At 65.6% G+C, this 26148-nt stretch carries 20 protein-coding genes; 11 read left to right on the forward strand and 9 right to left on the reverse strand.

Features of this window, described 5'->3' with window-relative positions; translation table 11 throughout:
* Positions 1-128: 128 nt before the first annotated feature.
* From AC06E9_RS13010 to AC06E9_RS13020, 3 genes are read left to right on the forward strand one after another with little or no spacing between them, the layout of a single operon-like run.
* On the forward strand, positions 129-1274 hold the full coding sequence (locus AC06E9_RS13010) for an efflux RND transporter periplasmic adaptor subunit (protein ID WP_478056187.1): 1146 nt from the start codon (positions 129-131) through the stop codon (positions 1272-1274).
* A complete protein-coding gene (locus tag AC06E9_RS13015) occupies positions 1271-4780 on the forward strand; it encodes an efflux RND transporter permease subunit (protein WP_478056188.1) in 3510 nt (1169 codons plus the stop codon). Before AC06E9_RS13010 ends, AC06E9_RS13015 begins: the two co-directional genes overlap by 4 nt.
* Positions 4777-7875 carry an efflux RND transporter permease subunit gene (locus tag AC06E9_RS13020; protein WP_478056189.1) on the forward strand — a complete coding sequence of 1033 codons (3099 nt, stop codon included), beginning with the start codon at positions 4777-4779 and terminating at the stop codon, positions 7873-7875. Before AC06E9_RS13015 ends, AC06E9_RS13020 begins: the two co-directional genes overlap by 4 nt.
* Positions 7876-8013: 138 nt before the next feature.
* On the opposite strand, the gene AC06E9_RS13025 is transcribed toward AC06E9_RS13020, so the two are convergent.
* From AC06E9_RS13025 to ykgO, 6 genes are all read right to left on the reverse strand, one after another.
* Positions 8014-9246 carry a TraB/GumN family protein gene (locus tag AC06E9_RS13025; protein WP_428999458.1) on the reverse strand — a complete coding sequence of 411 codons (1233 nt, stop codon included), beginning with the start codon at positions 9244-9246 and terminating at the stop codon, positions 8014-8016.
* A complete protein-coding gene (locus AC06E9_RS13030) occupies positions 9239-9769 on the reverse strand; it encodes a GNAT family N-acetyltransferase (RefSeq protein ID WP_121042128.1) in 531 nt (176 codons plus the stop codon). Before AC06E9_RS13030 ends, AC06E9_RS13025 begins: the two co-directional genes overlap by 8 nt.
* Positions 9770-9788: 19 nt before the next feature.
* On the reverse strand, positions 9789-10676 hold the full coding sequence (locus AC06E9_RS13035; RefSeq protein WP_121042130.1) for a carbon-nitrogen hydrolase: 888 nt from the start codon (positions 10674-10676) through the stop codon (positions 9789-9791).
* Between the two features lie 344 nt (positions 10677-11020).
* Positions 11021-12055 (reverse strand): agmatine deiminase family protein, encoded by a 1035-nt coding sequence (locus AC06E9_RS13040; protein ID WP_121042132.1) that lies wholly within the window; start codon positions 12053-12055, stop codon positions 11021-11023.
* Between the two features lie 46 nt (positions 12056-12101).
* Entirely contained in the window at positions 12102-12428 is a 327-nt protein-coding gene (locus AC06E9_RS13045; protein WP_478056190.1) for a hypothetical protein, read from the reverse strand.
* Positions 12429-12594: 166 nt separating this feature from the next.
* A complete protein-coding gene (ykgO, locus tag AC06E9_RS13050; protein WP_057628212.1) occupies positions 12595-12720 on the reverse strand; it encodes a type B 50S ribosomal protein L36 in 126 nt (41 codons plus the stop codon).
* Positions 12721-12914: 194 nt separating this feature from the next.
* Between ykgO and cmk the strand changes: the two genes are divergently transcribed.
* From cmk to galU, 8 genes are all read left to right on the forward strand, one after another.
* On the forward strand, positions 12915-13595 hold the full coding sequence (gene cmk, locus AC06E9_RS13055) for a (d)CMP kinase (RefSeq protein WP_046273768.1): 681 nt from the start codon (positions 12915-12917) through the stop codon (positions 13593-13595).
* Positions 13596-13789: 194 nt separating this feature from the next.
* Entirely contained in the window at positions 13790-15475 is a 1686-nt protein-coding gene (gene rpsA, locus AC06E9_RS13060) for a 30S ribosomal protein S1 (protein WP_121042136.1), read from the forward strand.
* An 87-nt stretch (positions 15476-15562) separates the two neighbouring features.
* The gene (locus AC06E9_RS13065) at positions 15563-15868 is read left to right on the forward strand and encodes an integration host factor subunit beta (protein ID WP_019183098.1); all 306 of its coding nucleotides are present in this window, start codon (positions 15563-15565) and stop codon (positions 15866-15868) included.
* A 102-nt stretch (positions 15869-15970) separates the two neighbouring features.
* Positions 15971-16255, forward strand: a complete 285-nt coding sequence (locus tag AC06E9_RS13070; RefSeq protein WP_121042138.1) for a LapA family protein — start codon at positions 15971-15973, stop codon at positions 16253-16255.
* A gap of 6 nt (positions 16256-16261) precedes the next feature.
* Entirely contained in the window at positions 16262-17440 is a 1179-nt protein-coding gene (gene lapB, locus AC06E9_RS13075; RefSeq protein WP_121042140.1) for a lipopolysaccharide assembly protein LapB, read from the forward strand.
* 3 nt (positions 17441-17443) lie between these two features.
* Positions 17444-18418 (forward strand): MraY family glycosyltransferase, encoded by a 975-nt coding sequence (locus AC06E9_RS13080; protein ID WP_282264199.1) that lies wholly within the window; start codon positions 17444-17446, stop codon positions 18416-18418.
* Between the two features lie 16 nt (positions 18419-18434).
* Complete coding sequence (locus tag AC06E9_RS13085; RefSeq protein WP_183073785.1) at positions 18435-20342, forward strand: polysaccharide biosynthesis protein; 1908 nt, start codon at positions 18435-18437, stop codon at positions 20340-20342.
* Entirely contained in the window at positions 20342-21223 is an 882-nt protein-coding gene (gene galU / locus AC06E9_RS13090) for a UTP--glucose-1-phosphate uridylyltransferase GalU (RefSeq protein WP_121042144.1), read from the forward strand. The genes AC06E9_RS13085 and galU overlap by 1 nt, the downstream gene beginning before the upstream one ends.
* Before the next feature lie 252 nt (positions 21224-21475).
* Here galU and AC06E9_RS13095 read toward each other — a convergent pair whose 3' ends face one another.
* From AC06E9_RS13095 to AC06E9_RS13105, 3 genes are all read right to left on the reverse strand, one after another.
* Positions 21476-22684, reverse strand: coding sequence for an acetyl-CoA C-acyltransferase (locus AC06E9_RS13095; RefSeq protein ID WP_478049759.1), 1209 nt, complete (start codon positions 22682-22684; stop codon positions 21476-21478).
* Between the two features lie 69 nt (positions 22685-22753).
* Positions 22754-25126 carry a 3-hydroxyacyl-CoA dehydrogenase/enoyl-CoA hydratase family protein gene (locus AC06E9_RS13100; RefSeq protein WP_282264246.1) on the reverse strand — a complete coding sequence of 791 codons (2373 nt, stop codon included), beginning with the start codon at positions 25124-25126 and terminating at the stop codon, positions 22754-22756.
* Between the two features lie 43 nt (positions 25127-25169).
* Entirely contained in the window at positions 25170-25832 is a 663-nt protein-coding gene (locus tag AC06E9_RS13105; RefSeq protein WP_121042150.1) for a TetR/AcrR family transcriptional regulator, read from the reverse strand.
* Between the last annotated feature and the right edge of the window lie 316 nt (positions 25833-26148).

Raw genomic sequence — 26148 nt, forward strand, 5'->3', positions numbered from 1 at the left:
CATCTAGCTGAAACCGGGCCGGGGAAGCCATCGCCGCAGGTCACCATGACCTTTGGGATATGGTGTGGTCGTGACGTGGTGCATTACTTTGCTACCACACCTGCCCACGCATCCTTAGGGACACGACGATGTCGCGACATTCTTTCCTGCTCGGCCACACCGGACGCTGTGCCGCCGCGTTGCTGATCACTTCCACCCTGCTGCTGAGCGGCTGCGGTGGCGCCGGTCCCGCCGAAGCCAATGCCGCTGAAAAGGACGGCAAGGCCGAAAAGAAGGTCGATGCGGTACCGGTCGAAGCCGTTGCCGCCAGCCATCGCGCCGTCGCCGCCAGCTACACCGGCACGGCCGCACTGGAGCCGCGGGGGGAGTCGCAGGTGGTCGCCAAGACCTCCGGCGTCGCGCTGGCGGTGCTGGTCGAAGAGGGCCAGCAGGTGCGTGCGGGGCAGCCGCTGGTGCGGCTGGATCCGGACCGTGCGCGCCTGGCCGTTGCCCAGAGCGAAGCGCAGATGCGCAAGCTGGAGAACAATTACCAGCGCGCCCAGAAGCTGATTGGCCAGCAGATGGTCAGTGCCTCGGACGTCGACCAGATCAAGTACGACCTGGAGAACGCCCGCGCGCAGTACCGGCTGGCCACGCTGGAGCTTTCCTACACCACGGTGATCGCGCCGATCTCGGGCGTGATCGCCTCGCGCTCCATCAAGACCGGCAATTTCGTGCAGATCAACACGCCAATCTTCCGCATCGTCGACACCTCGCGCCTGGAAGCCACGCTCAACGTGCCCGAGCGCGAGCTGGCCACGCTGCGCCCGGGCCAGCCGGTCACGCTGATTGCCGATGCGCTGCCGGGCAAGACCTTCCCGGGCACGGTGGATCGCATCTCGCCGGTGGTCGATGCCGGCAGCGGCACCTTCCGCGTGGTCAGCGGCTTCGGCGAAGATGCTGAAGGCCTGCAGCCGGGCATGTTCGGCCGCATCCGCATCGACTACGATCAGCGCGCCGATGCGTTGGTGGTGCCGCGCCTGGCGCTGCTGGACGACGGTGAACCGGCGGTATTCCGCGTGCGCGAGGGCAAGGCGGCGCGTGTGCCGGTCAAGCTCGGCTACGCCGAAGGCCCGTGGGTGGAAATCCGCGAAGGCCTGGCCGCCGGTGATCAGGTGGTCACCGCCGGCAAGGTGGCGCTGCGTGACGGCACCGCGGTGCAGGTGATCGGCGCCAAGCCGGCCGCCACCGCCGCTGCCAAGCCGGCACCGACCAAGGCGGAGAGCCGTCAATGACAGCGGCCGGCAACGACCACGGCAACGATCCGCACCAGGGCGATCGCCCCGGTGCCCACGGCGGCGGCCTGGTGGAGTTTGCCACCCGCCGCCGCGTCACCATCGCGATGTTCACCGTCACGCTGATGCTGTTCGGCTTCATCGCGCTGGGCAATCTCAAGGTCAACCTGCTGCCCGACCTGAGCTACCCGACCCTGACTGTGCGCACGGAATACACCGGTGCAGCGCCGGCGGAAATCGAAACGCTGATCACCGAGCCGGTCGAAGAAGCCGTCGGCGTGGTCAAGAACCTGCGCAAGCTCAAATCGATCTCGCGCACCGGGCAGAGCGATGTGGTGCTCGAGTTCGCCTGGGGCACCAACATGGACCAGGCCAGCCTGGAGGTGCGCGACAAGATGGAAGCGCTGAACCTGCCGCTGGAGGCGAAGTCCCCGGTGCTGCTGCGCTTCAATCCGTCCACCGAGCCGATCATGCGTCTGGTGATCTCGGCGAAGACCGATCCATCCAGCGATGCCGAGGCCGTGCGCCAGCTCACCGAGCTGCGCCGCTACGCCGATGAAGACCTCAAGAAGAAGCTGGAGCCGGTTACCGGCGTGGCGGCGGTGAAGGTCGGCGGCGGTCTGGAGGATGAGATCCAGGTCGACATCGACCAGCAGAAGCTGGCCCAGCTCAACCTGCCGATCGACACCGTCATCAAGCGGCTCAAGGAAGAGAACATCAACATCTCCGGCGGTCGCCTGGAGGAAGGCTCGCAGCGTTACCTGGTGCGTACCGTCAACCAGTTCGCCGATCTGGAGGATATCCGCAACCTGCTGGTGACCACCCAGAGCAGCAACGGCAGCGCGGCCGATGCAGCGATGCAGCAGATGTTCGCCATCGCCGCCTCGACCGGCTCGGATGCCGCCGTGGCCGCCGCCTCGGCCGCGCAGAGCGCGTCCAGCAGCAGTTCCACCAACATCGCCAACGGCGTGCCGGTGCGGCTCAAGGATGTCGCCACCGTGCGCCAGGGTTACAAGGAACGCGAAGCGATCATCCGCCTGGGCGGCAAGGAAGCGGTCGAGCTGGCGATCTACAAGGAGGGCGATGCCAACACGGTCTCGACCGCCGAGGCGCTGCGTGCGCGTCTGGAGCAGATCAAGGGCCAGGTACCCGGCGATGCCGAGCTGACCACGATCGAAGACCAGTCGCGCTTCATCGAACACGCCATCAGCGACGTCAAGAAAGACGCCGTGATCGGCGGCATCCTCGCCATCCTGATCATCTTCCTGTTCCTGCGCGATGGCTGGAGCACGTTCGTGATCAGCCTGTCCCTGCCGGTCTCGATCATCACCACGTTCTTCTTCATGGGCCAGCTCGGCCTGAGCTTGAACGTGATGTCGCTGGGCGGTCTGGCGCTGGCCACCGGCCTGGTGGTGGATGACTCGATCGTGGTGCTGGAGAGCATCGCCAAGGCGCGCGAGCGTGGCCTGAGCATCCTGCAGGCCGCCATCGTCGGCACCCGCGAAGTGAGCATGGCCGTGGTCGCCTCGACCCTGACGACCATTGCGGTGTTCCTGCCGCTGGTGTTCGTGGACGGTATCGCCGGCCAGCTGTTCCGCGACCAGGCGCTGACCGTGGCGATCGCGATCGCGATCTCGCTGCTGGTCTCGATGACCCTGATCCCGATGCTGAGCTCGCTCAAGGGCCGCCCACCGCTGGCCTTCCCGGAAGAACCCACGCATCAACCGTGGCAGCCGGACAGCCGCTGGCTGAAGCCGGTCGCCGGCAGCCGTCGTGGCGTGGGCACGCTGGTGCGCTGGATCTGCTTCGGGATGGCCTGGTCGGTGATCCGCGTCTGGCGCGGCCTGGTGGCCGTGGTCGGCCCGGTGATGCGCAAGGCCAGCGATGTGGCGATGAAGCCGTACGCCGGTGCCGAGCGCGGTTACTTGAAGCTGCTGCCGGGCGCGCTGCATCACCCGGGCAAGGTGCTCGGTCTGGCCGCGCTGGCCTTCGTCGGCACGATGGCGCTGGTGCCGATGCTGGGTGCGGATCTGATCCCGCAGCTGGCCCAGGACCGCTTCGAAATGACCGCCAAGCTGCCGGCCGGTACACCGCTGAAGCAGACCGATGCGCTGGTCCGCGAGATGCAGCTGGCCCATGCCAAGGATGACAGCATCGCCTCGCTGTATGGGGTCAGTGGGAGCGGCACCCGCCTGGATGCCAGCCCGACCGAGAGTGGCGAGAACATCGGCAAGTTGACGGTGGTCATGGCCGGCGGCGGCAACGCGCGCACCGAAGCGGCGATCACCGAGCGTCTGCGTGAATCGATGCAGCAGCACCCTGGCGTGCAGGTCGATTTCGCCCGCCCGGCGCTCTTCAGCTTCTCCACCCCGCTGGAAGTGGAACTGCGTGGCCAGGACATGGCCACGCTGGAGACGGCCGGCAAGGCGCTGGCCGCGATGCTGCGCAACAACCCGCACTATGCTGACGTCAAATCCACGGTGGAAGAGGGCTTCCCGGAGATCCAGATCCGCTTCGACCAGGAGCGCGCCGGTGCCTTGGGCCTGACCACGCGGCAGATTGCCGATGTGGTGGTCAAGAAGGTGCGCGGTGACGTGGCCACGCGCTACAGCTTCCGCGACCGCAAGATCGACGTGCTGGTGCGTGCCCAGGAAGGTGACCGGGCCAGCGTGGACAGCATCCGCCGGCTGATCGTCAATCCGGGCAGCAACCGGCCGGTGACGCTGGATTCGGTGGCCGAGGTGGTCGCCACCAACGGCCCCAGCGAGATCCATCGCGCCGACCAGACCCGCGTGGCGGTGGTCTCTGCCAACCTGCGCGACATCGACCTGGGCGGCGCCGTGCGCGAAGTGCAGGACATGGTCGCCAAGCAGCCGCTGGGTGCGGGTGTGGGCATGCACATCGGCGGCCAGGGTGAGGAGCTGGCCGACTCGGCACGCTCGTTGATCTTCGCCTTCGGCCTGGCGATCTTCCTGGTGTATCTGGTGATGGCCTCGCAGTTCGAGTCGCTGCTGCACCCGTTCGTCATCCTGTTCACCATCCCGCTGGCGCTGGTCGGCGCGATCCTGGCGCTGATGCTGACCGGCAAGCCGATCTCGGTGGTGGTGTTCATCGGCTTGATCCTGCTGGTGGGCCTGGTAACCAAGAACGCGATCATCCTGATCGACAAGGTCAACCAGCTGCGCGAGGCCGGTGTGCCCAAGCGCGAGGCACTGGTGGAGGGCGCGCGTTCCCGCCTGCGGCCGATCATCATGACCACGTTGTGCACGCTGTTCGGCTTCCTGCCGCTGGCGGTGGCGATGGGCGAGGGCGCGGAAGTGCGTGCGCCGATGGCGATCACCGTGATCGGTGGCCTGCTGGTCTCCACCCTGCTGACCCTGGTGGTGATCCCGGTGGTGTACGACCTGCTGGATCGTCGTGGCGACGCCTACTACCGCGAGCGTGGCCGCCACCTCAAGACGCCGCTGGCCGATGCCGGCCATGACACCGCACGGGAGCCGGCATGAGCATTGCCGAGTTCTCCATCCGCCGGCCCATCACCACGATCATGTGTTTTGTGTCGTTGGCGGTGGTGGGCCTGATCGCCTCGTTCCGGCTGCCGCTGGAAGCGCTGCCGGACATCTCCGCGCCGTTCCTGTTCGTGCAGGTGCCGTATACCGGGTCCACCCCGGAGGAGGTCGAGCGCAACATCATCCGGCCGACCGAAGAAGCGCTGGCAACGATGACCGGGATCAAGCGCATGCGCTCCTCGGCCACCTCCGAAGGCGCCAGCATCTTCATCGAGTTCACCGACTGGGACCGCGACATCGCCATCGCGGCTTCGGACGCCCGCGAGCGCATCGATGCGATCCGCAGCGATCTGCCCGACGACCTGCAGCGCTACAACGTGTTCAAGTGGTCCAGCAGCGACGACCCGGTGCTGAAGGTGCGCCTGGCCAGTGCCACCGACCTGACCGGCGCCTACGACATGCTCGACCGCGAGTTCAAGCGGCGGATCGAGCGCATCCCGGGCGTGGCGCGGGTCAACATCTCCGGTGCCCCGCCGAACGAGGTCGAGATCGCGATCAGCCCGGACCGGTTGACCGCGCACAACCTGAGCATCAACGAGCTCAGCGATCGCCTGCGCACGCTGAACTTCTCGATCTCGGCCGGGCAGATCGACGACAACGGCCAGCGCGTACGCATCCAGCCAGTAGGCGAGATCACCGACCTGCAGGAACTGCGCGATCTGGTGATCGACAACAAGGGCCTGCGCCTGGGCGACATCGCCGAGATCCGGCTCAAGCCCACCCGCATGAACTACGGGCGGCGCCTGGATGGCAACCCGGCCGTCGGCCTGGATATCTACAAGGAGCGCAGCGCCAACCTGGTGGAGGTGTCGCGTGCCGCGCTGGCCGAAGTGGAGGCGATCCGCACGCAGCCCTCGATGCGCGATGTGCAGATCAAGGTGATCGACAACCAGGGCAAGATGGTGACGTCTTCGCTGCTGGAACTGGCCGAGGCGGGTGCGGTCGGCCTGCTGCTGTCGATCACTGTGCTGTTCTTCTTCCTGCGCCATTGGCCGTCCACGCTGATGGTGACCCTGGCGATCCCGATCTGTTTCGTGATCACGCTGGGCTTCATGTATTTCGCCGGCGTCACCCTCAACATCCTGACCATGATGGGCCTGCTGCTGGCGGTCGGCATGCTGGTGGACAATGCCGTGGTGGTGGTGGAAAGCATCTACCAGGAACGCGAGCGCATGCCCGACCAGCCGCGGCTGGCCTCGATCATCGGCACCCGCAACGTGGCCATCGCGCTGAGCGCCGGCACCCTGTGCCACTGCATCGTATTCGTGCCGAACCTGTTCGGCGAGACCAACAACATCAGCATCTTCATGTCGCAGATCGCCATCACGATCTCGGTCTCGCTGCTGGCCTCCTGGCTGGTCGCGGTGAGTCTGATCCCGATGCTGTCCGCGCGCATGCAGACGCCCAAACTGGTGCATTCGGACAGCGGCGTGATCGCACGCCTGCAGCGCCGCTACGCCACACTGCTGCAGTGGACCCTGGAGCACCGCGGTTGGAGCGTGTTCGGCATCGCGATGGTGATCCTGATCAGTCTGGTGCCGATGAAGCTGACCAAGATCGACATGTTCGGTGGCGAGGGGGGCCATGAGGTGTTCATCGGGTACAACTGGAAGGGCGCCTATACCTTCGGGCAGATGTCCGAGGAAGTGGCGCGCGTCGAACGCTACCTGGACGACAACCGGCAGGCGCTGCACATCACCCAGGTGTATTCCTGGTACAGCGAGCAGGAAGGCAGCAGCACGATCGTGACGTTCGACACCGCGCACGCCAAGAACATGCCGGCCGTGCAGGAAGCACTGCGAAAGGGGCTGCCTCGCTCGGCGCGTGCCGATTACGTGGTCGGTAATTCGGGCGAGGGCAATGGCGGAAGCGGCAACAACCAGGTGCACGTGCAACTGGTCGGCGACTCGACCAAGATGCTGCAGGAGATCGGCGAGGAAGTGGTGCCGCTGCTGGCCCAGCGCAAGGAGCTGCGCGACGTTCGCATCGACAACGGCGAAAAGGGCACCGAGTTGTCCATCCATGTGGACCGGGAGCGCGCGGCAGCCTTCGGCTTCAACGCCGAGCAGGTCGCCAGTTTCGTCGGCCTGGCCCTGCGTGGCGCGCCGCTGCGCGAGTTCCGCCGCGGTGACAGCGAAGTGCCGGTATGGGTGCGCTTCGCCGGTGCCGAGCAGAGCAGCCCGGAGGACCTGGCCAGCTACACGGTACGCACTGGCGACGGCCGCTCGGTGCCCTTGCTGAGCCTGGTCGATGTGGCAATCAAGCCGTCGGCCACCCAGATCGGCCGCACCAACCGTCAGACCACGCTGACCATCAAGGCCAACCTGGCCGAGAAGGTGACGGTGCCGGACGGCCGCAAGGCGATGGAAGAAACGCTCAAGCCGATGAGTTTCCCGGCCGGCTACACCTTCAGCTTCGACGGCGGGGATTACGGCGACGACGACCAGGCGATGTCGCAGATGATGTTCAATCTGGTGATCGCGCTGGTGATGATCTACGTGGTGATGGCCGCCGTGTTCGAGTCGCTGCTGTTCCCGGCCGCGATCATGAGCGGCGTGCTGTTCTCGATCTTCGGCGTGTTCTGGCTGTTCTGGATCACCGGCACCTCGTTCGGGATCATGTCCTTCATCGGCATCCTGGTGTTGATGGGCGTGGTGGTGAATAACGGCATCGTGATGATCGAGCACATCAACAACCTGCGCCGCCGTGGCATGGGCCGGACCCAGGCGCTGGTGGAAGGCTCGCGCGAGCGCCTGCGCCCTATCATGATGACGATGGGCACCGCGATCCTGGCGATGATCCCGATCTCCATGACCGACACCCAGCTGCTCGGCAATGGCCCGCCGTACTACCCGATGGCCCGCGCCATCGCCGGCGGCCTGGCGTTCTCCACGGTGGTGAGCCTGCTGTTCCTGCCGACCATCTACGCGATGCTTGATGACATGAGCACCGCGGTGTCGCGGATCATCCTGCGCGCGCGTGGCCGCGGCGTGGATGCTCCGGTGGTAGAACCGGGCGCAGAATCGGTTTGAGGGTGCATGGAGGCCCGTTGGGCGGGCCTCCTTTTTTTCGCGGACCGCACCCACGCGTGCATTACCCGCGACTCCCACATTCGCGCACAAAAAAGGCCACGCATTGCGTGGCCTTTCGATTCACAGCCGGCGCGGGAATCACCCCGCGACCTTGCCCCACACCTGGAACCCGGTCAGCCACAACCCGAGCATGCTGCCCAGGTTGGTCAGCATGAAGGTCAGCACCACGCGGGTCACCCGGTTGCGGTACCAACCCTTGACGCTCTGCGCATCGTCGCGCAGCTTCAGGAAGTCCTCGTAGGCCGGCTTGCGCAGGCGCGCTTCCACCAGGGCCGAGAACGCACCGGTCGGGATGCTCAGCCGGAACGGCTTGAACGGCGCGACCACGATCGCGGTCAGGATGCTCAGCGGGTGGCTGCCGGCCAGCAGGCAGCCCAGGCCGGCCAAGCCGCCGGTGTACATCGCCCAGACCGCCAGAAGTTCACTGCCGACACCCAGGCCACCGCGATAGAAGCCCACGCCGATACCGGTCAGCACGATGGCCAGGATCGCCAGCGTGATCCACGGAATGTTGCGCTTCTTCGGCACGTCTTCCAGCGACTCGCGCAGCGGGCCCGGCGCGTCGGTGTCGGTTTCCAGGTACTTGGCCAGACCGGCCAGATGACCGGCACCGACCACGGCCAGCACTTCGCGCTGGGCCGGATCATGCACTTCGCGCAGGCGCGTGGCCATGTAGCGGTCGCGCTCGCCGATGATGGTTTCGTACAGGGCAGGGCTCTCGCTGGCGAACTCGCCGAAGCTGGCTTCGAGCATGTCGCCCTGCTTGAGCTTCTCGATCTCGTCTTCGCCGACTTCCTCGGACGCGAACAGGCCAGCGCCCAGGCCCATCACCAGCTTGATCTTGCCGAAGAAGCCCAGGCGCTGCGAGGCACGCCGGAAGGTCAGCCCGACCTCGCGGTCGATCAGATGCACGGGCAGGTTGCGCTCGTTGGCCAGGGTGACCGCGCGCTTGAGCTCGGCACCCGGCTCGATCTCGAGCTGTTCGGCCAGGCGGCGCTGGTAGGCGGCCAAGGCCAGGTTGGCCGCGAACAGGGCGACGCGGCCCTTGCGGATCACCTCGACCAGGTCGAGCTTGGCCAGCGCATCCGGGTCGGTCAGTGCCTGCAGGCGCTGCGCGTCCAGTTCGACCGCGACCGCATCGAAGCGGCCACTTTCGATCGCACGTTCCACCGCTTCCACGCTGGCCTGCGAGACGTGCGCGGTGCCCAGCAGGGTGTAGCGCACGCCATCGCGTTCGACGATGCGGACGGGCTGGCCGGCGAACAACGTGTCGCCGGCGTCAATCAGGGTATCGGTCATTGCATCATTCATTCGAAGGGGCGCTGTCGGCACCATCGCCGAGCGCGCGCTGCATCTGGACGGTATCCAGCCAGCGGCCATGCTTGCGGCCGAGGCCGCGGAAAACGCCGACGGTATGGAAACCGAAACGCTCGTGCAGTTTGATGGAGGCGGTGTTGGTGGGCTCGCCGATGACGGCCACCATCTGCCGGTAACCGCGCGCGACGCAGGCATCGATCAGCCCCTGCATCAGTGCGGTGCCGACACCACGGCCCTGGAACGCCGCATCCACATAGACCGAGTTCTCCACGGTCCACTGATAGGCGATCCGGCCGCGGTAGGTATTGGCGTAGGCATAGCCGGCCACCTGGCCATCGACTTCGGCCACGATGTATGGAAAGCCGCGGCCGACGATGTCCTGCATGCGGCGGCGCATTTCCGCCGCCTCCGGGATCTCGTACTCGTAGGTGTTGACGAAGTCGGTCACTTCCACCGCATAGATCGCGGTGATGGCCGCGATATCGGCATCGGTGGCGTCGCGCAGGTGCACGGTCACGGTGGGGTGTCCTGGTCGGTCAGTCGATGTAGCGCTTGAGCAGATCGCCGTATGCATCGATGCGGCGATCACGCAGGAACGGCCAGATCCGGCGGACGTGTTCGCTGCGCTGCAGGTCCACATCGCAGACCAGCACAGTCGGCTCGCCACCGGCTTCGGCGATGAACTCGCCCTGCGGGCCCAGCACGTGGCTGTTGCCCCAGAACTGGATGCCCGAGGCACCCATCGGCGAGGCTTCATGGCCGACGCGGTTGCAGCTCAACACCGGCACGCCGTTGGCCACGGCATGGCCGCGGTGACTGAGCACCCACGCATCGCGCTGGCGGCCCTGTTCGTCGCGCTGGTCGTCCGGATCCCAGCCGATCGCGGTGGGGTAGAGCAGCAGCTCCGCGCCGGCCAGCGCCATCAGGCGCGCCGCTTCCGGATACCACTGGTCCCAGCACACGAGCACGCCGAGGCGACCCACCGAGGTGTCGATCGGGGTGAAGCCCAGATCGCCCGGGGTGAAGTAGAACTTCTCATAGAAGCCCGGATCATCCGGGATGTGCATCTTGCGGTACTTGCCGAGCAGGGTGCCGTCTTTCTCGAAGACGACCGCGGTGTTGTGGTACAGCCCGGCAGCGCGACGCTCGAACAGCGAGCCGACGATCACCACGCCGTGCTTCTTGGCCAGCGCGCCCAGGCGCTCCGTGCTCGGGCCCGGGATCGGCTCGGCCAGATCGAATTCATCCACCGACTCGTGCTGGCAGAAGTACGCACCGTTGTGCAATTCCTGCAGCAGGATCAGCTTGGCACCCTGCGCGGCCGCTTCAGCTACGCGCGCTTCGATGACGGCCAGATTGGCCTCGGCATCGCCGTGGTTGCGCTCCTGGATCAGGGCGACGGAAAGGGTGTGGCGTGAGCTCATCCGGAGACGGTCCTGCAAGGGGAAAAACGCAGTTTATCGCGGATGGGTGCACGCAGCGTGCTGGCTGCTAAATGGTCAACACCCGCGCGTCGGTAGTGCCGGCCGCTGGCCGGCTCCGCAGAATGTTCCGGGCAACAGTTCACTGGCCAGGCGCATCGGCGTGACCTGTCGCTCTTCCGTTGGCCGCCCGTGCACTGTCGAAGGGATGGCGGGGGCGGAGGTGCGGGACCGTCAGGGCGCCATGGATGGCGCCCACGAGCCCCCAGGGATGGGTTTACGGCGCGTCCCGCACCTCCGCCCCCGCCAGCCCAGCCTCCGCAGCCTTCAGGCCGCGTGCTTTGCTGTCAGGCCAGCAACCCCGCCGGCAGCTGCATCGTGATGCAGTGCAGGCTGCCGTTCTGCCAGATCAGCGAACGGCACGGCACCGGCACGATCTCGCGGTCCGGATAAGCCTGGGCCAACACCGCACGCGCCGCTTCGTCGGCCGCATCGCCGTAGGCCGGCATCAGCACCGCGCCGTTGAGGATCAGGTAATTCGCGTAGGAAGCCGCCAGGCGGCGGCCTTCGTCGATTACCGGCTGCGCCCACGGCAGCGGGAACAGGCGGTACGGCTGGCCGTCGGTCGTACGCAGCGCCGCCAGCTCGGCACCCATCGCCTGCAGTTCGGCGTAGTGCGAATCGCCGGCGTCATCGCAGGCCTGGTAGACGATGCTGTCGGTCGAGGCGAAGCGGGCCAGGGTATCGATGTGGGCGTCGGTGTCGTCGCCTTCCAGATAGCCATGGTCCAGCCACAGCACACGGTCCTGGGCCAGCCAGGTGGCCAGGTCGGCGCTGAGCGATTCGCGGCTGCGGTCCGGATGACGCTCGTGCAGGCACTGCCAGGTGGTCAGCAGGGTGCCGGCGCCGTCGGTCTCGATGCCGCCGCCTTCCAGCGCGAACGGAATGCTCTGCAGTTCGGCGTTTGCGAAGGTGCCGGCCGCGTGCAGCACACCCACCAGCTGGTCATCCAGGCTGGCGTCGAACTTGCCGCCCCAGCCGGTGAAGCGGAAGTCCAGCAGGCGGAAGCCGCCATCGGCACGCTTGAGCGTGATCGGGCCGGAGTCGCGCAGCCAGGTGTCATCGTACTGGGCGGTCACGAACCGCACGCGATCCGTGTCGATCCGGTTCGAACGCAGGCGCGCATCGGCGTACGCCTCCAGGTCGTCGTCGGCGACGATGATCACCACCGGCTGGAAGCGGGTGATGGCCGCGACGAGCGCGATGTAGGTGTCCTCGACGTCACCCAGGCGGTCGGCCCAGTCGGTGTCGGCGTGGGGCCAGGCGATCAGGATGGCGGACTGGGATTCCCATTCGGCCGGAAAGCGGAGCGTGTCGTTCATGATCTCAGTGCGATGGCCCGCCGGCTGGCGGGCAAAGGGAAAGGGGTCAGCGGATCGGCGGTTTCGGCCCGATCTCGTTGGCGTCGGCGCGGTTGGCGACCACGTCGATCACCTTCTGCTTTTCGAAGTACACGGTGAACTGCGGGTAGACCCAGCGGTTGATGGTGGGCCACTGGCGCTTCTGCCCGCCGCGCGGATCCAGGCGCTCGCCCGGCTCGCCGAACTGGGCCTGGACCTGCTGCATGCTCTGGCCGCGGACGGGCAGGGCGACGGCGGGCTTTTCACGGCTGCGGTCGATCAGCAGGGTGTCGGCGTGGGCATCGGAAACGGCCAGCACGGCCAGCAACGGCAAAGTGGTCAGGTAACGCTTCATCTCGATCTACTCCCCAGTGGTCAAGAATGCGGAAGGTCCTACGGCCAACGGTCGTGAGCTACCCGGCGATTACACCAAAAATGGCAGCAAAAAGCCGCCCGGAGGCGGCTTTTTGTTCATCACCCGGTCCGGCGAGGGACCGATGGCGGCCGTGAGGCCAGCCGGCTCAGCGCTGGCGAGCCTTGAAGCGCGGGTTCGACTTGCAGATCACGAAGATCTTGCCGCGGCGACGGACGACCTTGCAGTCGCGGTGACGGGTCTTGGCCGACTTCAGGGAAGACAGGACTTTCATTGCATACCTCGGCGTAAACGTTGGATTCGGTTGGAGCGCGGCCGCGATATGCAGATGACAATCGGCAGGTGACGCCCGTTCAAGCCCGCCATTCTACCGGGCTTTTTCCCATCCTTTCAAGTGGTTGGGCCAAAAAAGTCTCAAGCCGCCCCGGGCAGGGGCTAGAATGGGCGGTCACATCTACCGGGAAACCCATGAATCAGCTTCCATCCGTGCTCACCATCGACGGTCCTTCCGGGGCCGGCAAAGGCACTGTCAGCCGCATTGTCGCACGCCGCCTGGGCTGGCATTACCTGGATTCGGGCGCCCTGTACCGGGCGGTGGGCGTGGCCGCCAGTTGGGCTGATATCGATACCTCAGACGCCTCGGCGCTGGTGCGCTGCACCTTCGACACCCACGTGCGCTTCGTGGAATCGGCCGATGGCGGGCTGCGGGTGCTGGTCAATGAGACCGATGCCACCGACGAGCTGCGCCTGGAGACCACCGGGGCGCTGGCCTCGGCCATTGCCGCCATCCCGGAGGTCCGGGCGGCGCTGAAAGAGCGCCAACGCGCATTCAGGATGGAGCCGGGCCTGGTCGCCGACGGACGGGACATGGGCACGGTCATCTTCCCGGACGCCCCATTCAAGGTGTTTTTGACCGCCAGCGCCGAGGAACGGGCCGAGCGGCGGCATAAGCAGTTGAAAGACAAGGGTGTTTCGGTTAACTTTGACGACCTCCTGCGCGAGATCATGGCCCGCGACGCCCGTGATGCACAGCGCACAGTGGCGCCCCTGAAGCCGGCAGACGATGCCGTCGTCATCGACACCAGTGGTATTGGCATCGACGCTGTCGTTGCCAAGGTATTGGATCTGCTTCCGGTTTCGGGTGCCTGATCCGTTGTAAAGGAGGGCCGTCAATCCATCGACGGTGTCGCACCATCGCAAGGCAACAAAAGCTCCGTCCCGCAATGATGCGTGGCGGTTTTCCTACTTAACACACGACCTGCGTTACCGGGGTCGACCAACAGGCGGGCAGTAAGCGGTTCCCTTCGGGGGCCAATGCCCATGTGTCCAACAGAGTAAATCTAATGACCGAATCATTTGCAGAGCTGTTCGAAGCCAGTCAGGCCAATCTGGCCAAGCTGAAGCCGGGCTCGATCGTCAGCGGTGTCGTTGTTGAAGTCCGCGGCGATGTCGTGGTGATCAACGCCGGCCTGAAGTCCGAAGGCATCGTGCCGATCGAACAGTTCCGTAACGACGCTGGCGAGATCGATGTCGCTGAAGGCGACGTCGTCAAGGTTGCCCTCGATTCCATCGAGAACGGCTTCGGTGAAACCGTTCTGTCGCGTGAGAAAGCCAAGCGCGCGATGGTGTGGGACGAGCTGGAAGAAGCGTTGGAAAAGAACGAAACCATCACCGGCCGCATCAGCGGCAAGGTCAAGGGTGGTTTCACCGTGGACATCAAGGATGTCCGCGCGTTCCTGCCCGGTTCGCTGGTGGATGTGCGCCCCGTGCGCGACCCGGCCTACCTGGAAGGCAAGGAGCTGGAATTCAAGCTCATCAAGCTGGACCGCAAGCGTAACAACGTCGTTGTGTCCCGTCGTGCAGTCGTCGAAAGCGAGCATTCGGAAGAGCGCGAGCAGCTGATGGACAAGCTGCAGGAAGGCGCGATCCTGAAGGGTGTCGTCAAGAACCTGACCGATTACGGCGCATTCGTGGACCTGGGCGGTATCGACGGCCTGCTGCACATCACCGACATGGCCTGGAAGCGCGTGCGCCATCCGTCCGAAGTCGTGAACGTCGGCGACGAGCTGGACGTGCGCGTGCTGAAGTTCGACCGCGAGCGCAACCGCGTTTCGCTGGGTCTGAAGCAGCTGGGTGAAGATCCGTGGGACAACATCGCCCGTCGTTACCCGGCCAACAGCCGCGTCTTCGGCAAGGTCTCCAACGTCACCGATTACGGCGCATTTGTCGAGATCGAGCCGGGCGTCGAAGGTCTGGTGCACGTGTCGGAAATGGATTGGACCAACAAGAACGTCAACCCGTCCAAGGTTGTGCAGGTCGGTGACGAAGTTGAAGTCATGGTCCTGGACGTCGACGAGGAGCGTCGCCGCATCTCGCTGGGCATGAAGCAGGTTGCCGCCAATCCGTGGGAAACCTTCGCTGCCATCCACAAGAAGGGCGACAAGGTGTCGGGCCAGATCAAGTCGATCACCGACTTCGGCATCTTCATCGGCCTGGACGGCGGTATCGATGGCCTGGTGCACCTGTCCGACATCAGCTGGAACACCACCGGCGAAGACGTGGTCCGCAACTACAAGAAGGGCGACAACCTGGACGCAGTCGTCCTGGCCGTCGATCCGGAGCGCGAGCGCATCAGCCTGGGCGTCAAGCAGCTGGAGCAGGATCCGTTCGGTCAGTACATGGCGGCCAACCCGAAGGGTTCCAAGGTCGAAGGCGTGGTCAAGGAAGTGGACGCCAAGGGCGCTACCATCGAACTGGCTGACGGCATCGAAGGCTACGTGGCCGCTCGCGACGTTGCGAACGAGCGCGTGGACGACGCGACCCAGTTCCTGAAGGTCGGCGACAAGGTGGAAGCCAAGTTCGTGGGCATGGATCGCAAGGGTCGTACCCTGCAGCTGTCGATCAAGGCCAAGGACGACGCGGAAATGCGCGAAGTGCTGGAGGAATACCAGTCCTCTTCGGCCTCGAGCGGCACCACCCAGCTCGGCGCGCTGCTGCGTGCACAGCTGAACGGCAACAAGTCCGAGTAATCGGTCTGTCGCTGTCGTAGTTTCCTGGGCGGCCCGGACATCAGTCCGGGCCGTTTCAGGGTCTGAGTTCCTCCCCAAGAGCCCGTAATGACCAAATCCGAGCTGATCGAAATCCTGGCGCGCCGACAGGCGCATTTGAAGTCGGACGATGTCGATCTGGCCGTGAAGTCGTTGCTGGAAATGATGGGTGGGGCGCTGGCCGGCGGGGATCGCATCGAGATCCGCGGGTTCGGCAGTTTTTCGTTGCACTACCGGCCGGCACGGCTGGGGCGCAATCCCAAGACCGGGGAATCGGTCGCGTTGCCGGGCAAGCATGTCCCGCACTTCAAGCCGGGCAAGGAACTGCGCGAGCGCGTCAGCGCCGTGGTACCGCTGGAAAGCGATCCTGCCTGAGTGTCATCCGCCAAGGGGCGGATGCGTGATTTCCACGGAGTCGGCTGGTAGAGCGGAGTGTTAGTCCGCTACTCTTGAGCCCTACGGAACTGGAGCTGCTGCATGAACATCGTACGTCTGCTGATCCTGCTGGCGGTTCTGGTCGTGGGTCTCATCATCGGCGCCCTCAACTCGCAGCCGATCATCATCAGCCTGGGCTTTACCCAGATCAATTCCACCACCGGCGTGGCGATCATCATCGCCTTGTTGTCCGGTGCGCTCATCGGCGGCGGCCTGGTGCTCGCCAGCGTGGTGATCCCGTTGTACGCCAAACTGCGCCGCGCGCAGAAAGCCGCGCCTGCCGTGGTCGTGGCACCCCCTTCTTCTTCTACATTCGACGGACGCTGAGCGCCGATGGAATTTGTCTCCGAGTGGTTCTGGTTCTTCCTGTTCCTGCCCCTGGCCGCGTTGTCGGGCTGGGTGATCGGGCGTCGCGGCGGTCAACGCCATGGCGACAACCAGGTCAGCCATCTGTCCAGCACGTACTTCCGCGGCCTGAACTATCTGCTCAACGAGCAGCCGGACAAGGCGATCGAGCTGTTCCTGCACATCGCCGAGCTGGACAAGGAAACCTTCGAGACCCAGGTCGCGCTGGGCCATCTGTTCCGCCGCCGCGGTGAGGTTGATCGTGCGATCCGCCTGCACCAGGGCCTGGTCAACCGCGCGGACCTGAGCGATCAGCAGCGTGTCCAGGCGCTGCTGGCGCTGGGCGAGGACTACATGAAGTCCGGCCTGCTTGATCGCGCCGAAACCGTGTTCACCGAGCTGGCCCAGATCGACCAGCGCGCACCGCAGGCGCTCAAGCACCTGATCGGCATCTACCAGGCCGAGCGCGACTGGGAAAAGGCGATCGACAACGCCAGCCGCTTCGAAGAGGTCACCGGCGAGCCGATGGGCAAGCTGATCGGGCAGTTCGAATGCGAGCTGGCCGAGCGTTACCGTGGCGCCGGGAAGATCGAAGAGGCCCGCGCGGCCATCGCGCGCGCCTACCAGGCCGATGCGATGTCGGTGCGTGCCGGCATCATTGAAGGGCGCCTGGAGAACGACGCCGGCAATGCCGAAGCCGCCGTGCGTGCCTTCGAACGTGCCGCCCGCAATGATCCGGAGTACCTGCCGGAAGTGCTGCAGGCGCTGATGCAGAACTACCGCAAGGTCGGCGACCTCGGTGGCGCGCGCGCGTTTCTCTCTGAGATGACCGAACATTACCGCGGCATCGCCCCGGTGCTGGCGCTGACCCAGCTGATGGAGGAGCAGGAGGGTGTGGCTCCGGCGCGCGCCTACCTCGGCCGCCAGCTCAAGGATCGTCCTTCCGTGCGTGGCGAGTCGGCCCTGATCGACCTGACCCTGGCCGAGGGCGCCGATTCCACCGCGACGCTGCACGACCTCAAGCACATCACCGACCAGTTGCTGGTGCGCAATCCGGCGTACCGCTGCACCCGCTGTGGCTTCGGCGCGCGCACGCATCACTGGCAGTGCCCGAGCTGCAAGGAATGGGGCACCGTCAAGCCGCTGCTCAACTACGCGGTGCTCTGAACCATGATGGTCGCCTGGATGGCGGGGCTGCTGGCGGTGCTGGCGGTATCGGCGGGCCTGACCTGGGGCGCACGCGCCTATGCGCTGCGCCGCAATCTATTGGATGAGCCCGGCGAGCGCCGCAGCCACGGGGTGGCGACGCCACGCGGCGGCGGCATCGCGATCGTGCTGACCCTGCTGCTGGCCTGCGCGGTCGCTGTGGTGATCTGGCCCAAGGCCGGCCTCACCCTGGCAGTATTCGCACTGGGGCTGGTGCTGGTCGCGGGGATTGGTTGGTGGGACGACCACCGGCCCCTGCCGGCGGTTCGTCGCCTGTTGGTCCATGCCATCGCCGCCGCGCTTCTGGCGGGGTTGGTCTGGCATGCCAGTGGCAACCCTTGGCAGGCGCTGCTGGCGCTGTTGTTTGCCACCTCATTGATCAACATCTGGAACTTCATGGATGGGATCAACGGCATCGCGACCACGCAGGCCATCCTGGCCGGTCTCGCCTTCGCCCTGGTCCTGCCGCCGCCTTACGGGCTGGCCGGCGTGGTGTTGGGGCTGGCCTGTCTGGGCTTCCTGCCGTTCAACTACCCGAAGGCGCGCATCTTCATGGGGGACGTCGGCAGCGGGGCGCTGGGCTATGCGATCGCGGCCCTGGTCTGCTTGGTCAGCGTGCGTACCGATATCCACTGGTTGCTGTTGCTGGTGCCGCTTTCGGCCTTTCTTGTGGACGCAGGCTTCACATTGCTTTCGCGCATCCTGTCCGGACAGCGCTGGATGGAACCCCACACGCAGCATCTCTATCAGCGCGCGGTGAAAAGTGGTGCAAGCCACACTTTCGTCACCGGGATGTATCTTGTTTTTGGAATATTCAGTGCGGCAGTGTTTAATGCATGCACGAATCTGCAGCCGAGGTGGGAGGCTGCCGTGGCCATCGCGTGGTTGATCCTCGCGACCGGCCTTTGGCTGCTCCTGCGCAAGGGAATGCGCAACTAGAAGGACTACGTTGTTTATGACGCCTTGGCAGGACCGATTTACCGGCTTGGTGCCCCGTGCCGCCATCGTCGCCCACGATCTCTTCATGGTCTGGGCGTGCTGGCAGCTGCTGCATGCGGGACGCTACTCGATGCTGGCCGATGCGCCGGCGTTGCCGCTCTGGAACATCGATACCTCGCTGGTGCTGGTCATCCAGGCCGTGGTGTTCTGGCGGGTCGGCCTGTATCGCGGCCTCTGGCGCTTTGCCAGCGTCGCCGATCTGCTCAACATCTTCAAAGCCAGCTTCATCGGCCTGCTCGCCATCGTGGTGGCCTTGGCGTACAAGCGCTTCGAAGGCGTGCCGATGTCGGTGCTGGTCATCTATCCCTTCGCACTGTCGGCGCTGCTGGGCGCCCCGCGTCTGCTGTATCGCGCGTGGAAGGACTACCAGGCGCTGCAGTCGGACGTCACCGCCCGCCGTGTGCTGATCCTCGGTGCCGGCCAGGCAGCGGAAGCCCTGGTGCGTGACCTGCGCCGCTCCGGCGATTTCGAGCCGGTCGGCCTGCTTGACGATGCCCCGCATCTGCAGGGCGCCAAGCTGCAGGGCCTGCCGATCCTCGGCACGCTGGAAGACGCGCCCGCCGTGGTCCGCGAGACCGCCGCCAAGCTGCTGGTGATCGCCATCCCGTCGCTGGATGCCGTCGGCATGCAGCGGGTGGTGGCCATCTGCGAGAGCACCGGCATTCCGTTCCGCATGGTGCCCAAGCTCAACGATATTCTGTTGGGTCACTCGTTGCCGGGTGAGCTCAAGGAAGTGGCGATCGAGGATCTGCTCGGCCGCAAGCCCATCCTGCCGGATTGGGCGCTGATCCGCGGCTGGCTGGGTGGCCGCACCGTGCTGGTCACGGGCGCAGGTGGTTCGATCGGCTCTGAACTGTGCCGCCAGTGTGCCCGCCATGGGGCAGGGCGGATTGTCCTGGTCGAGATGAGCGAGCTGCTGCTGCTGACCATCGAGGCCGAGCTGCAGCGCAGCTTCCCGGATCTGGTCGTGGAGGCGGTGCTGGGTGACTGCGGGGACCCCGCGGTGATCCGCCATGCGCTGTCGCTGTCGCGGGTGGACTCGGTGTTCCACGCCGCCGCCTACAAGCAGGTGCCGGTACTGGAGCGCCAGCTGCGCGAAGCGGTGCGCAACAACATTCTGTCCACCGAAACGGTGGCCCGCGCCTGCGTCGAAGCGCGGATCGAGCATTTCGTTTTCATCTCCACCGACAAGGCGGTCGATCCGGTCAACGCGCTGGGCGCCAGCAAGCGCTACGCGGAGATGATCTGCCAGAGCCTGGACCAGAAGACCAGCCACACCCGTTTCGTGACCGTGCGCTTCGGCAACGTGCTGGCCTCGGCGGGCAGCGTGGTGCCGGTGTTCCGCGAGCAGATCCTCAAAGGCGGCCCGGTCACCGTGACCGACCCGGAAGTCACCCGCTACTTCATGACGATTCCCGAGGCCTGCCAGCTGATCCTGCAGGCGGCCGCGTCGGCCTCGCATGGGGCGATCTACACGCTGGACATGGGCGAGCCGGTGCCGATCCGGGTGCTTGCCGAGCAGATGATCCGCCTGGCCGGCAAACAGCCGTACAAGGACATCGCCATCGTCTATACGGGCCTGCGCCCGGGCGAGAAACTGCACGAGACGCTCTTCTATTCGGACGAAGATTATCGTCCTACCGCACACCCGAAGATTCTCGAAGCCGGCGTACGCACGTTCGCGCGCGAACAGGTATTGGCCAACGTGCCGAAACTGCGCGAGGCGATCGCCACCTACGACACTGATGCGATCAACAGCATTCTGTTCTCGACCATGCCGGAGTTCTCGCCGCTGCAACAGGATGATCACGTCAGCTCTGCTAAAGTTCTCGCCTTTCCCGCGCGTGAGGCCAACAGGTTCTGATGAGCAAGCGTATTCGCAAGGCGGTATTTCCTGTCGCAGGGTTGGGAACGCGATTCCTTCCGGCCACCAAGACCGTTCCGAAGGAAATGCTGCCGATCATTGATCGGCCGTTGATCCAGTACGCCGTTGATGAGGCGATCGAGGCCGGCTGTGACACCTTGATCTTCATCACCAACCGCTACAAGCATGCGGTCGCGGATTACTTCGACAAAGCCTACGAGCTGGAGCAGAAGCTCGAGCGCGCCGGCAAGAAGGAACAGCTCGAACTGGTCCGTCACGTGCTGCCCAACGGCGTTCGCGCGGTGTTCGTGACGCAGGCGGAAGCGCTGGGCCTGGGCCATGCGGTGCTGTGCGCCAAGGCGATTGTCGGTGACGAGCCGTTCGCCGTGCTGCTGCCGGACGATCTGATCTGGAACCGCGGCAACGGTGCCCTCAAGCAGATGGCCGATGCCAATGAAGCCACCGGCGCCAGCATCATCGCGGTTGAAGACGTGCCGCATGACAAGACCGGCAGCTACGGCATCGTGGCCACCGAGGCCTTCGATGGCCGCCAGGGCAAGATCAACGCGATCGTCGAAAAGCCCAAGCCCGAAGACGCCCCCAGCGACCTGGCCGTGGTCGGCCGTTACGTGCTCAGCCCGAAGATCTTCGAGCTGCTTGAAGCGACCGGGACCGGTGCAGGCGGCGAGATCCAGCTGACCGATGCGATCGCCGAGCTGCTCAAGAGTGAGCGTGTCGACGCGTTCCGCTTTGAGGGCCGCCGTTTCGACTGCGGCACCCATCTGGGCCTGGTCGAAGCCACGATCCGCTTCGCGCTCGACAACGAGAAGCTGGCCGGCCCGGCGCGCGAAGTGCTGCAGAAGATGCTGGCCGAAGGCTGAGGACGGGCTGCCGCCGCGCGATGCAGCGGTGGTAGTGCCGGCCGCTGGCCGGCTCATCAAGCAGCGAGGGTAGTGCCGGCCGCTGGCCGGCTCCCGACAGAACAGAAAAGGGCAGCCGCGAGGCTGCCCTTTTCGTTTCCGACTGCGCACCGACCAGCGGTCGGTGTCTACCCGTTGCATTGGCGCCACCGGGTTGCACCGGTGACACCCACTGCACCGGTGCCGACCCGTCGGCCGGCACCGATCAATGCCTTACAGCGACTCGAAGATGCCCGCCGCGCCCATGCCGGTGCCGATGCACATGGTCACCATGCCGTACTTCTGCTGACGACGGCGCAGGCCGTGCAGCAGGGTGGCGGTGCGGATCGCGCCGGTCGCACCCAGCGGGTGGCCCAGGGCGATCGCGCCGCCCAGCGGATTGACCTTGGACGGGTCCAGGCCGCAATCACGGATGACCGCGAGCGACTGCGCCGCAAAGGCCTCGTTGAGCTCGATCCAGTCCAGCTGGTCCTGGGTCAGGCCAGCCTGCTTGAGTGCCTTCGGGATCGCAGCGATCGGGCCGATGCCCATCACTTCCGGGCGCACACCGGCGACGGAGAAGCTGACGAAGCGGGCCAGCGGGGTCAGGCCGTAATCCTTGATCGCCTGCTCGGAGGCCAGCAGCACCGCACCGGCGCCATCGCTCATCTGCGAGGAGTTGCCCGCGGTGACCGTGCCACCGAACTGGCCGTTGCGGAACACCGGGCGCAGCTTGGCCAGGCCTTCAGCGGACGAATCCAGGCGCGGGCCTTCGTCGGTATCCACGATCTTGTCGCGGGTGATGATGCGGCGGCCGTCGGCCAGGTCCGGCTGGCGGGTGCGCACGTCGTACGGGCTGATCTCGTCCTTGAACTCGCCGTTCTGGATCGCGGCGATGGCCTTCTGGTGCGAGGCGAGGGCGAAGGCGTCCTGCTCCTCACGCGAGACCTTCCATTCCTCGGCGACCTTCTCGGCGGTGATGCCCATGCCGTAGGCAATGGCGACGTGGTCGTTGTCGAACACGCTCGGCGCCATCGCGATCTTGTTGCCCATCATCGGCACCATCGACATCGACTCGGTACCACCGGCCAGCATCAGGTCCGAATTGCCCAGGCGGATCTGGTCGGCGGCCATGGCCACGGCCTGCAGGCCGGAGGAGCAGAAACGGTTGACGGTCTGCGCGGCAATGGTGTCCGGCAGGCCGGCCAGCAGCACGCCGATGCGCGCCACGTTCATGCCCTGCTCGGCTTCCGGCATCGCGCAGCCGATGATCGCATCATCGATGCGGTTGAGGTCGATGCTCGGCGCCTGTGCGACCACGGAGCGGAGCACATGGGCCAGCATGTCGTCGGGGCGGGTATTGCGGAACACGCCCTTGGGCGCCTTGCCCACCGGGGTGCGGGTGGCGGCGACGATGTAGGCGTCCTGGATTTGCTTGGTCATTGCAGTGATCTCTTGAATGGGGTCTGGAAGAAGTTGCCGGCCAGCGGCCGGCACTACCGTTCTCTTCCGTCAGTTCCGCAGCGGCTTGCCGGTCTTGAGCATGTGCGCGATGCGGGCCTGGGTCTTTTCCTGCTGGGCCAGTTCGACGAAGTGCTTGCGCTCCAGCGTCAGCAGCCACTCTTCGTCCACAAGCGTGCCGCGATCCACTTCGCCACCGCACAGCACGGTGGCGATGCGCACGGCGATCTCGTAGTCGTACGGGCTGATGAAGCGGCCTTCCAGCATGTTGACCAGCATCATCTTGAACGTGGCGATGCCGACGTCACCGGCGACCTGGATGCGGCGGGCCGGCATCGGCGGACGGTAGCCACCTTCGGCCAGCGCCAGCACTTCGGCCTTGGCGATGTGCAGCGTCTCGAAGCTGTTGAACACCACCTTGTCGGTCGCGCGCATCAGGCCCAGTTCCTTGGCGTTGACCGCCGAGTTGGAGACCTTGGCCATCGCGACGGTTTCGAAGGTCTTCTTGAGCTCGGCGAACACGTCGCCGCCGGGACCTGCGGCCTGCGAGGCGCGCACGGCCAGTTCCTTCAGGCCACCGCCGGCCGGCAGCAGGCCTACGCCTGCTTCAACCAGGCCGATGTAGCTTTCCAGCGCGGCCACGCTCTTGGCGCTGTGCATCTGGAACTCACAGCCGCCCCCCAGGGCCAAGCCGCGCACGGCGGTCACCACCGGCACCAGCGAATACTTGATCGCCTGGCTGGTGCGCTGGAAGTTGTGCACCATCTCTTCGAACTGGTCCACCTTGCCGGCCTGCAGCAGGCCGAGCGCACCGGACAGATCGGCACCGGCGGAGAAGGGTTCCTTCTGCTGCCAGATCACCAGGCCCTTATAGCCCTGCTCGGCGCGCTTGATCGCTTCCTGCAGGCCGTTGAGCACGTGGTCGGACACGGTGTTCATCTTGGTCTTGAAGCTGACCACCGCGATGCCGTCCCCGTCGTGCCACATGCGCACGCCGTCGTTCTCGAACACGGTTTCGCCCGGGCTGAAGGTCTCGCCCAGCAGCGGATCCGGGAAGCGCTGGCGCTGGTACACCGGCAGGGCCGAACGCGGCAGCTTGGCATTGCGCGACGGGCTGTAGCTGCCTTCGGCGGCGTGCACACCGTCGCGGCCATCGAACACCCAATCCGGCAGCGGGGCATTGCTCATGCTCTTGCCGGCGACGATGTCATCGGCGATCCACTGGGCGACCTGCTTCCAGCCGGCAGCCTGCCAGGTTTCGAACGGGCCCAGCGACCAGCCGTACCCCCAGCGGATGGCCAGGTCCACGTCGCGCGCGGTCTCGGCGATATCGGCCAGGTGGTAGGCGCTGTAGTGGAACAGGTCACGGAAGGTCGCCCACAGGAACTGCGCCTGCGGGTGCTGGCTCTCGCGCAGCTTGGCGAACTTCTCGGCCGGGTTCTTGATCTTGAGGATCTCGACCACTTCCGGCGCGGCGGTGCGGTCGGCCGGGCGGTAGTCCTGCTTGTCCAGGTCCAGCACCATGATGTCCTTGCCGACCTTGCGGAAGATGCCGGCACCGGTCTTCTGGCCCAGCGCGCCCTTGGAAATGAGCGCGTCCAGCCACGTCGGCGAGGTGAAGAATTCATGCCACGGATCGTTGGGCAGGGTGTCGCCCATGGTCTTGATCACGTGCGCCATGGTGTCCAGGCCGACCACGTCGGAGGTGCGGTAGGTTGCCGACTTCGGGCGGCCAACCAGCGGGCCGGTCAGGCCGTCCACTTCATCGAAGCCCAGCCCGAAGGCCTGCGTGTGGTGGATGGTGGACAGGATCGAGAACACGCCGATGCGGTTGCCGATGAAGTTCGGGGTGTCCTTGGCATACACCACGCCCTTGCCCAGGGTGGTGACCAGGAACGCTTCCAGGCCTTCCAGCACGGCGGCATCGGTGGTGGTCGCCGGGATCAGCTCGGCCAGGTGCATGTAGCGCGGCGGATTGAAGAAGTGCACGCCGCAGAAGCGGTGGCGCAGCTGCTCGGGCAGCACGTCGGCGAGCTTGTTGATGCCCAGGCCGGAGGTGTTGGAGGCCAGCACGGCGTGATCGGCCACGAACGGGGCGATCTTCTTGTACAGGTCCTGCTTCCAGTCCATCCGTTCGGCGATGGCTTCGATGATCAGGTCGCAGTCGCGCAACTGCTCCAGGCCCGTTTCATAGTTGGCCGGCGTGATCGCCTCGGCGTAGGACTTGCTGGCGAGCGGGGCAGGGCTGAGCTTGCCCAGGTTGGCGATGGCCTTGAGCACGATGCCATCGGCCGGACCTTCCTTGGCGGGCAGGTCGAACAGCACCGTGTCGACGCCGGCGTTGGTCAGGTGGGCGGCGATCTGGGCACCCATGACGCCGGCACCCAGCACGGCGGCACGGCGGACTAGCAGGGAATTGGACATGTCGATAAGCCTTTGTTGTCTGGAAGCCGGTCAGCGCCCGGCTCTACGGGGTGGAAAGGGAGGTCGTCGAAGCGCTCGAGGCCGCGCTGGCGCGGAATCCGGCTTCGGCGAAATGAATCAGTTCCTGGGCGGCATGGGCACGATGCGCCGCTTCGGTGACACCGGCGGGTCGCTTGATCAGGCCGAAGTCGGCCATGGCATAGGTCAGCGAGCCGGCGAGGAAATCCAGGCGCCAGTACAGCTCTTCCTTGCTCAGCCCCGGCACGCACGCGGAGATCGCCTTGCCGAAGTCGCGCAGGACGTGGCCGTAATGGTCGGAAAGGAACTTGCGCAGGTTGTCGTTCTTTTCGGCGTAGGCGCGGGCGATGACCCGCACGAACGCGCCGCCGGTCTGGCGGTCCTGGGCCATCGCCAGGGCCGGCTCGACGAAGGCGGCCAGCACCGGGCGCAGCTCACCGGGGTGCTCACGGCGCGCAGCCTCCAGCTGGCCCAGGCGGGCCGAGGTCATTTCATCCATGCGGCGGCGGAAGACCTCGTTGACCAGGTTCTCCTTGGAGCCGAAGTGATAATTGACCGCGGCGATGTTCACATCGGCCTGGCTGGTGACCTGGCGCAGCGAGGTGCCCGCGAACCCGTGCAGGGCGAACAGTTCCTCGGCAGCGCCGAGGATGCGGTCCTTGGTGGAGAAGTGGGCAGGTTTGGCCATGGGGCAGGGCAGTTCAATCAAACGATTGTTTGATACTAGACCTGCGGTTGCGTCACCGCATTGTGCGGCGCAGCAGAAACGGGGGTTCGTTCATCCGCGCTCCCGACAGTGCCGGCCGCTGGCCGGCAACCACGCCGTTGCCTGAACAGGCCGATCACCCGAGGCGCACAGGGCGTTGCCGGCCAGCGGCCGGCACTACCGTACGGCGGGGTTACACGTTAGAATTGGCGCACGTATATCAGGCTAAGCCCGCGTTTTGACGCGGGTTTTTTTCATGCTAACCTCGGGCCGATCAAGTGGCCCGCCCAACGGAGTA

The sequence above is a fragment of the Stenotrophomonas sp. Steno-Z10-BAI genome (genome assembly GCF_056393115.1).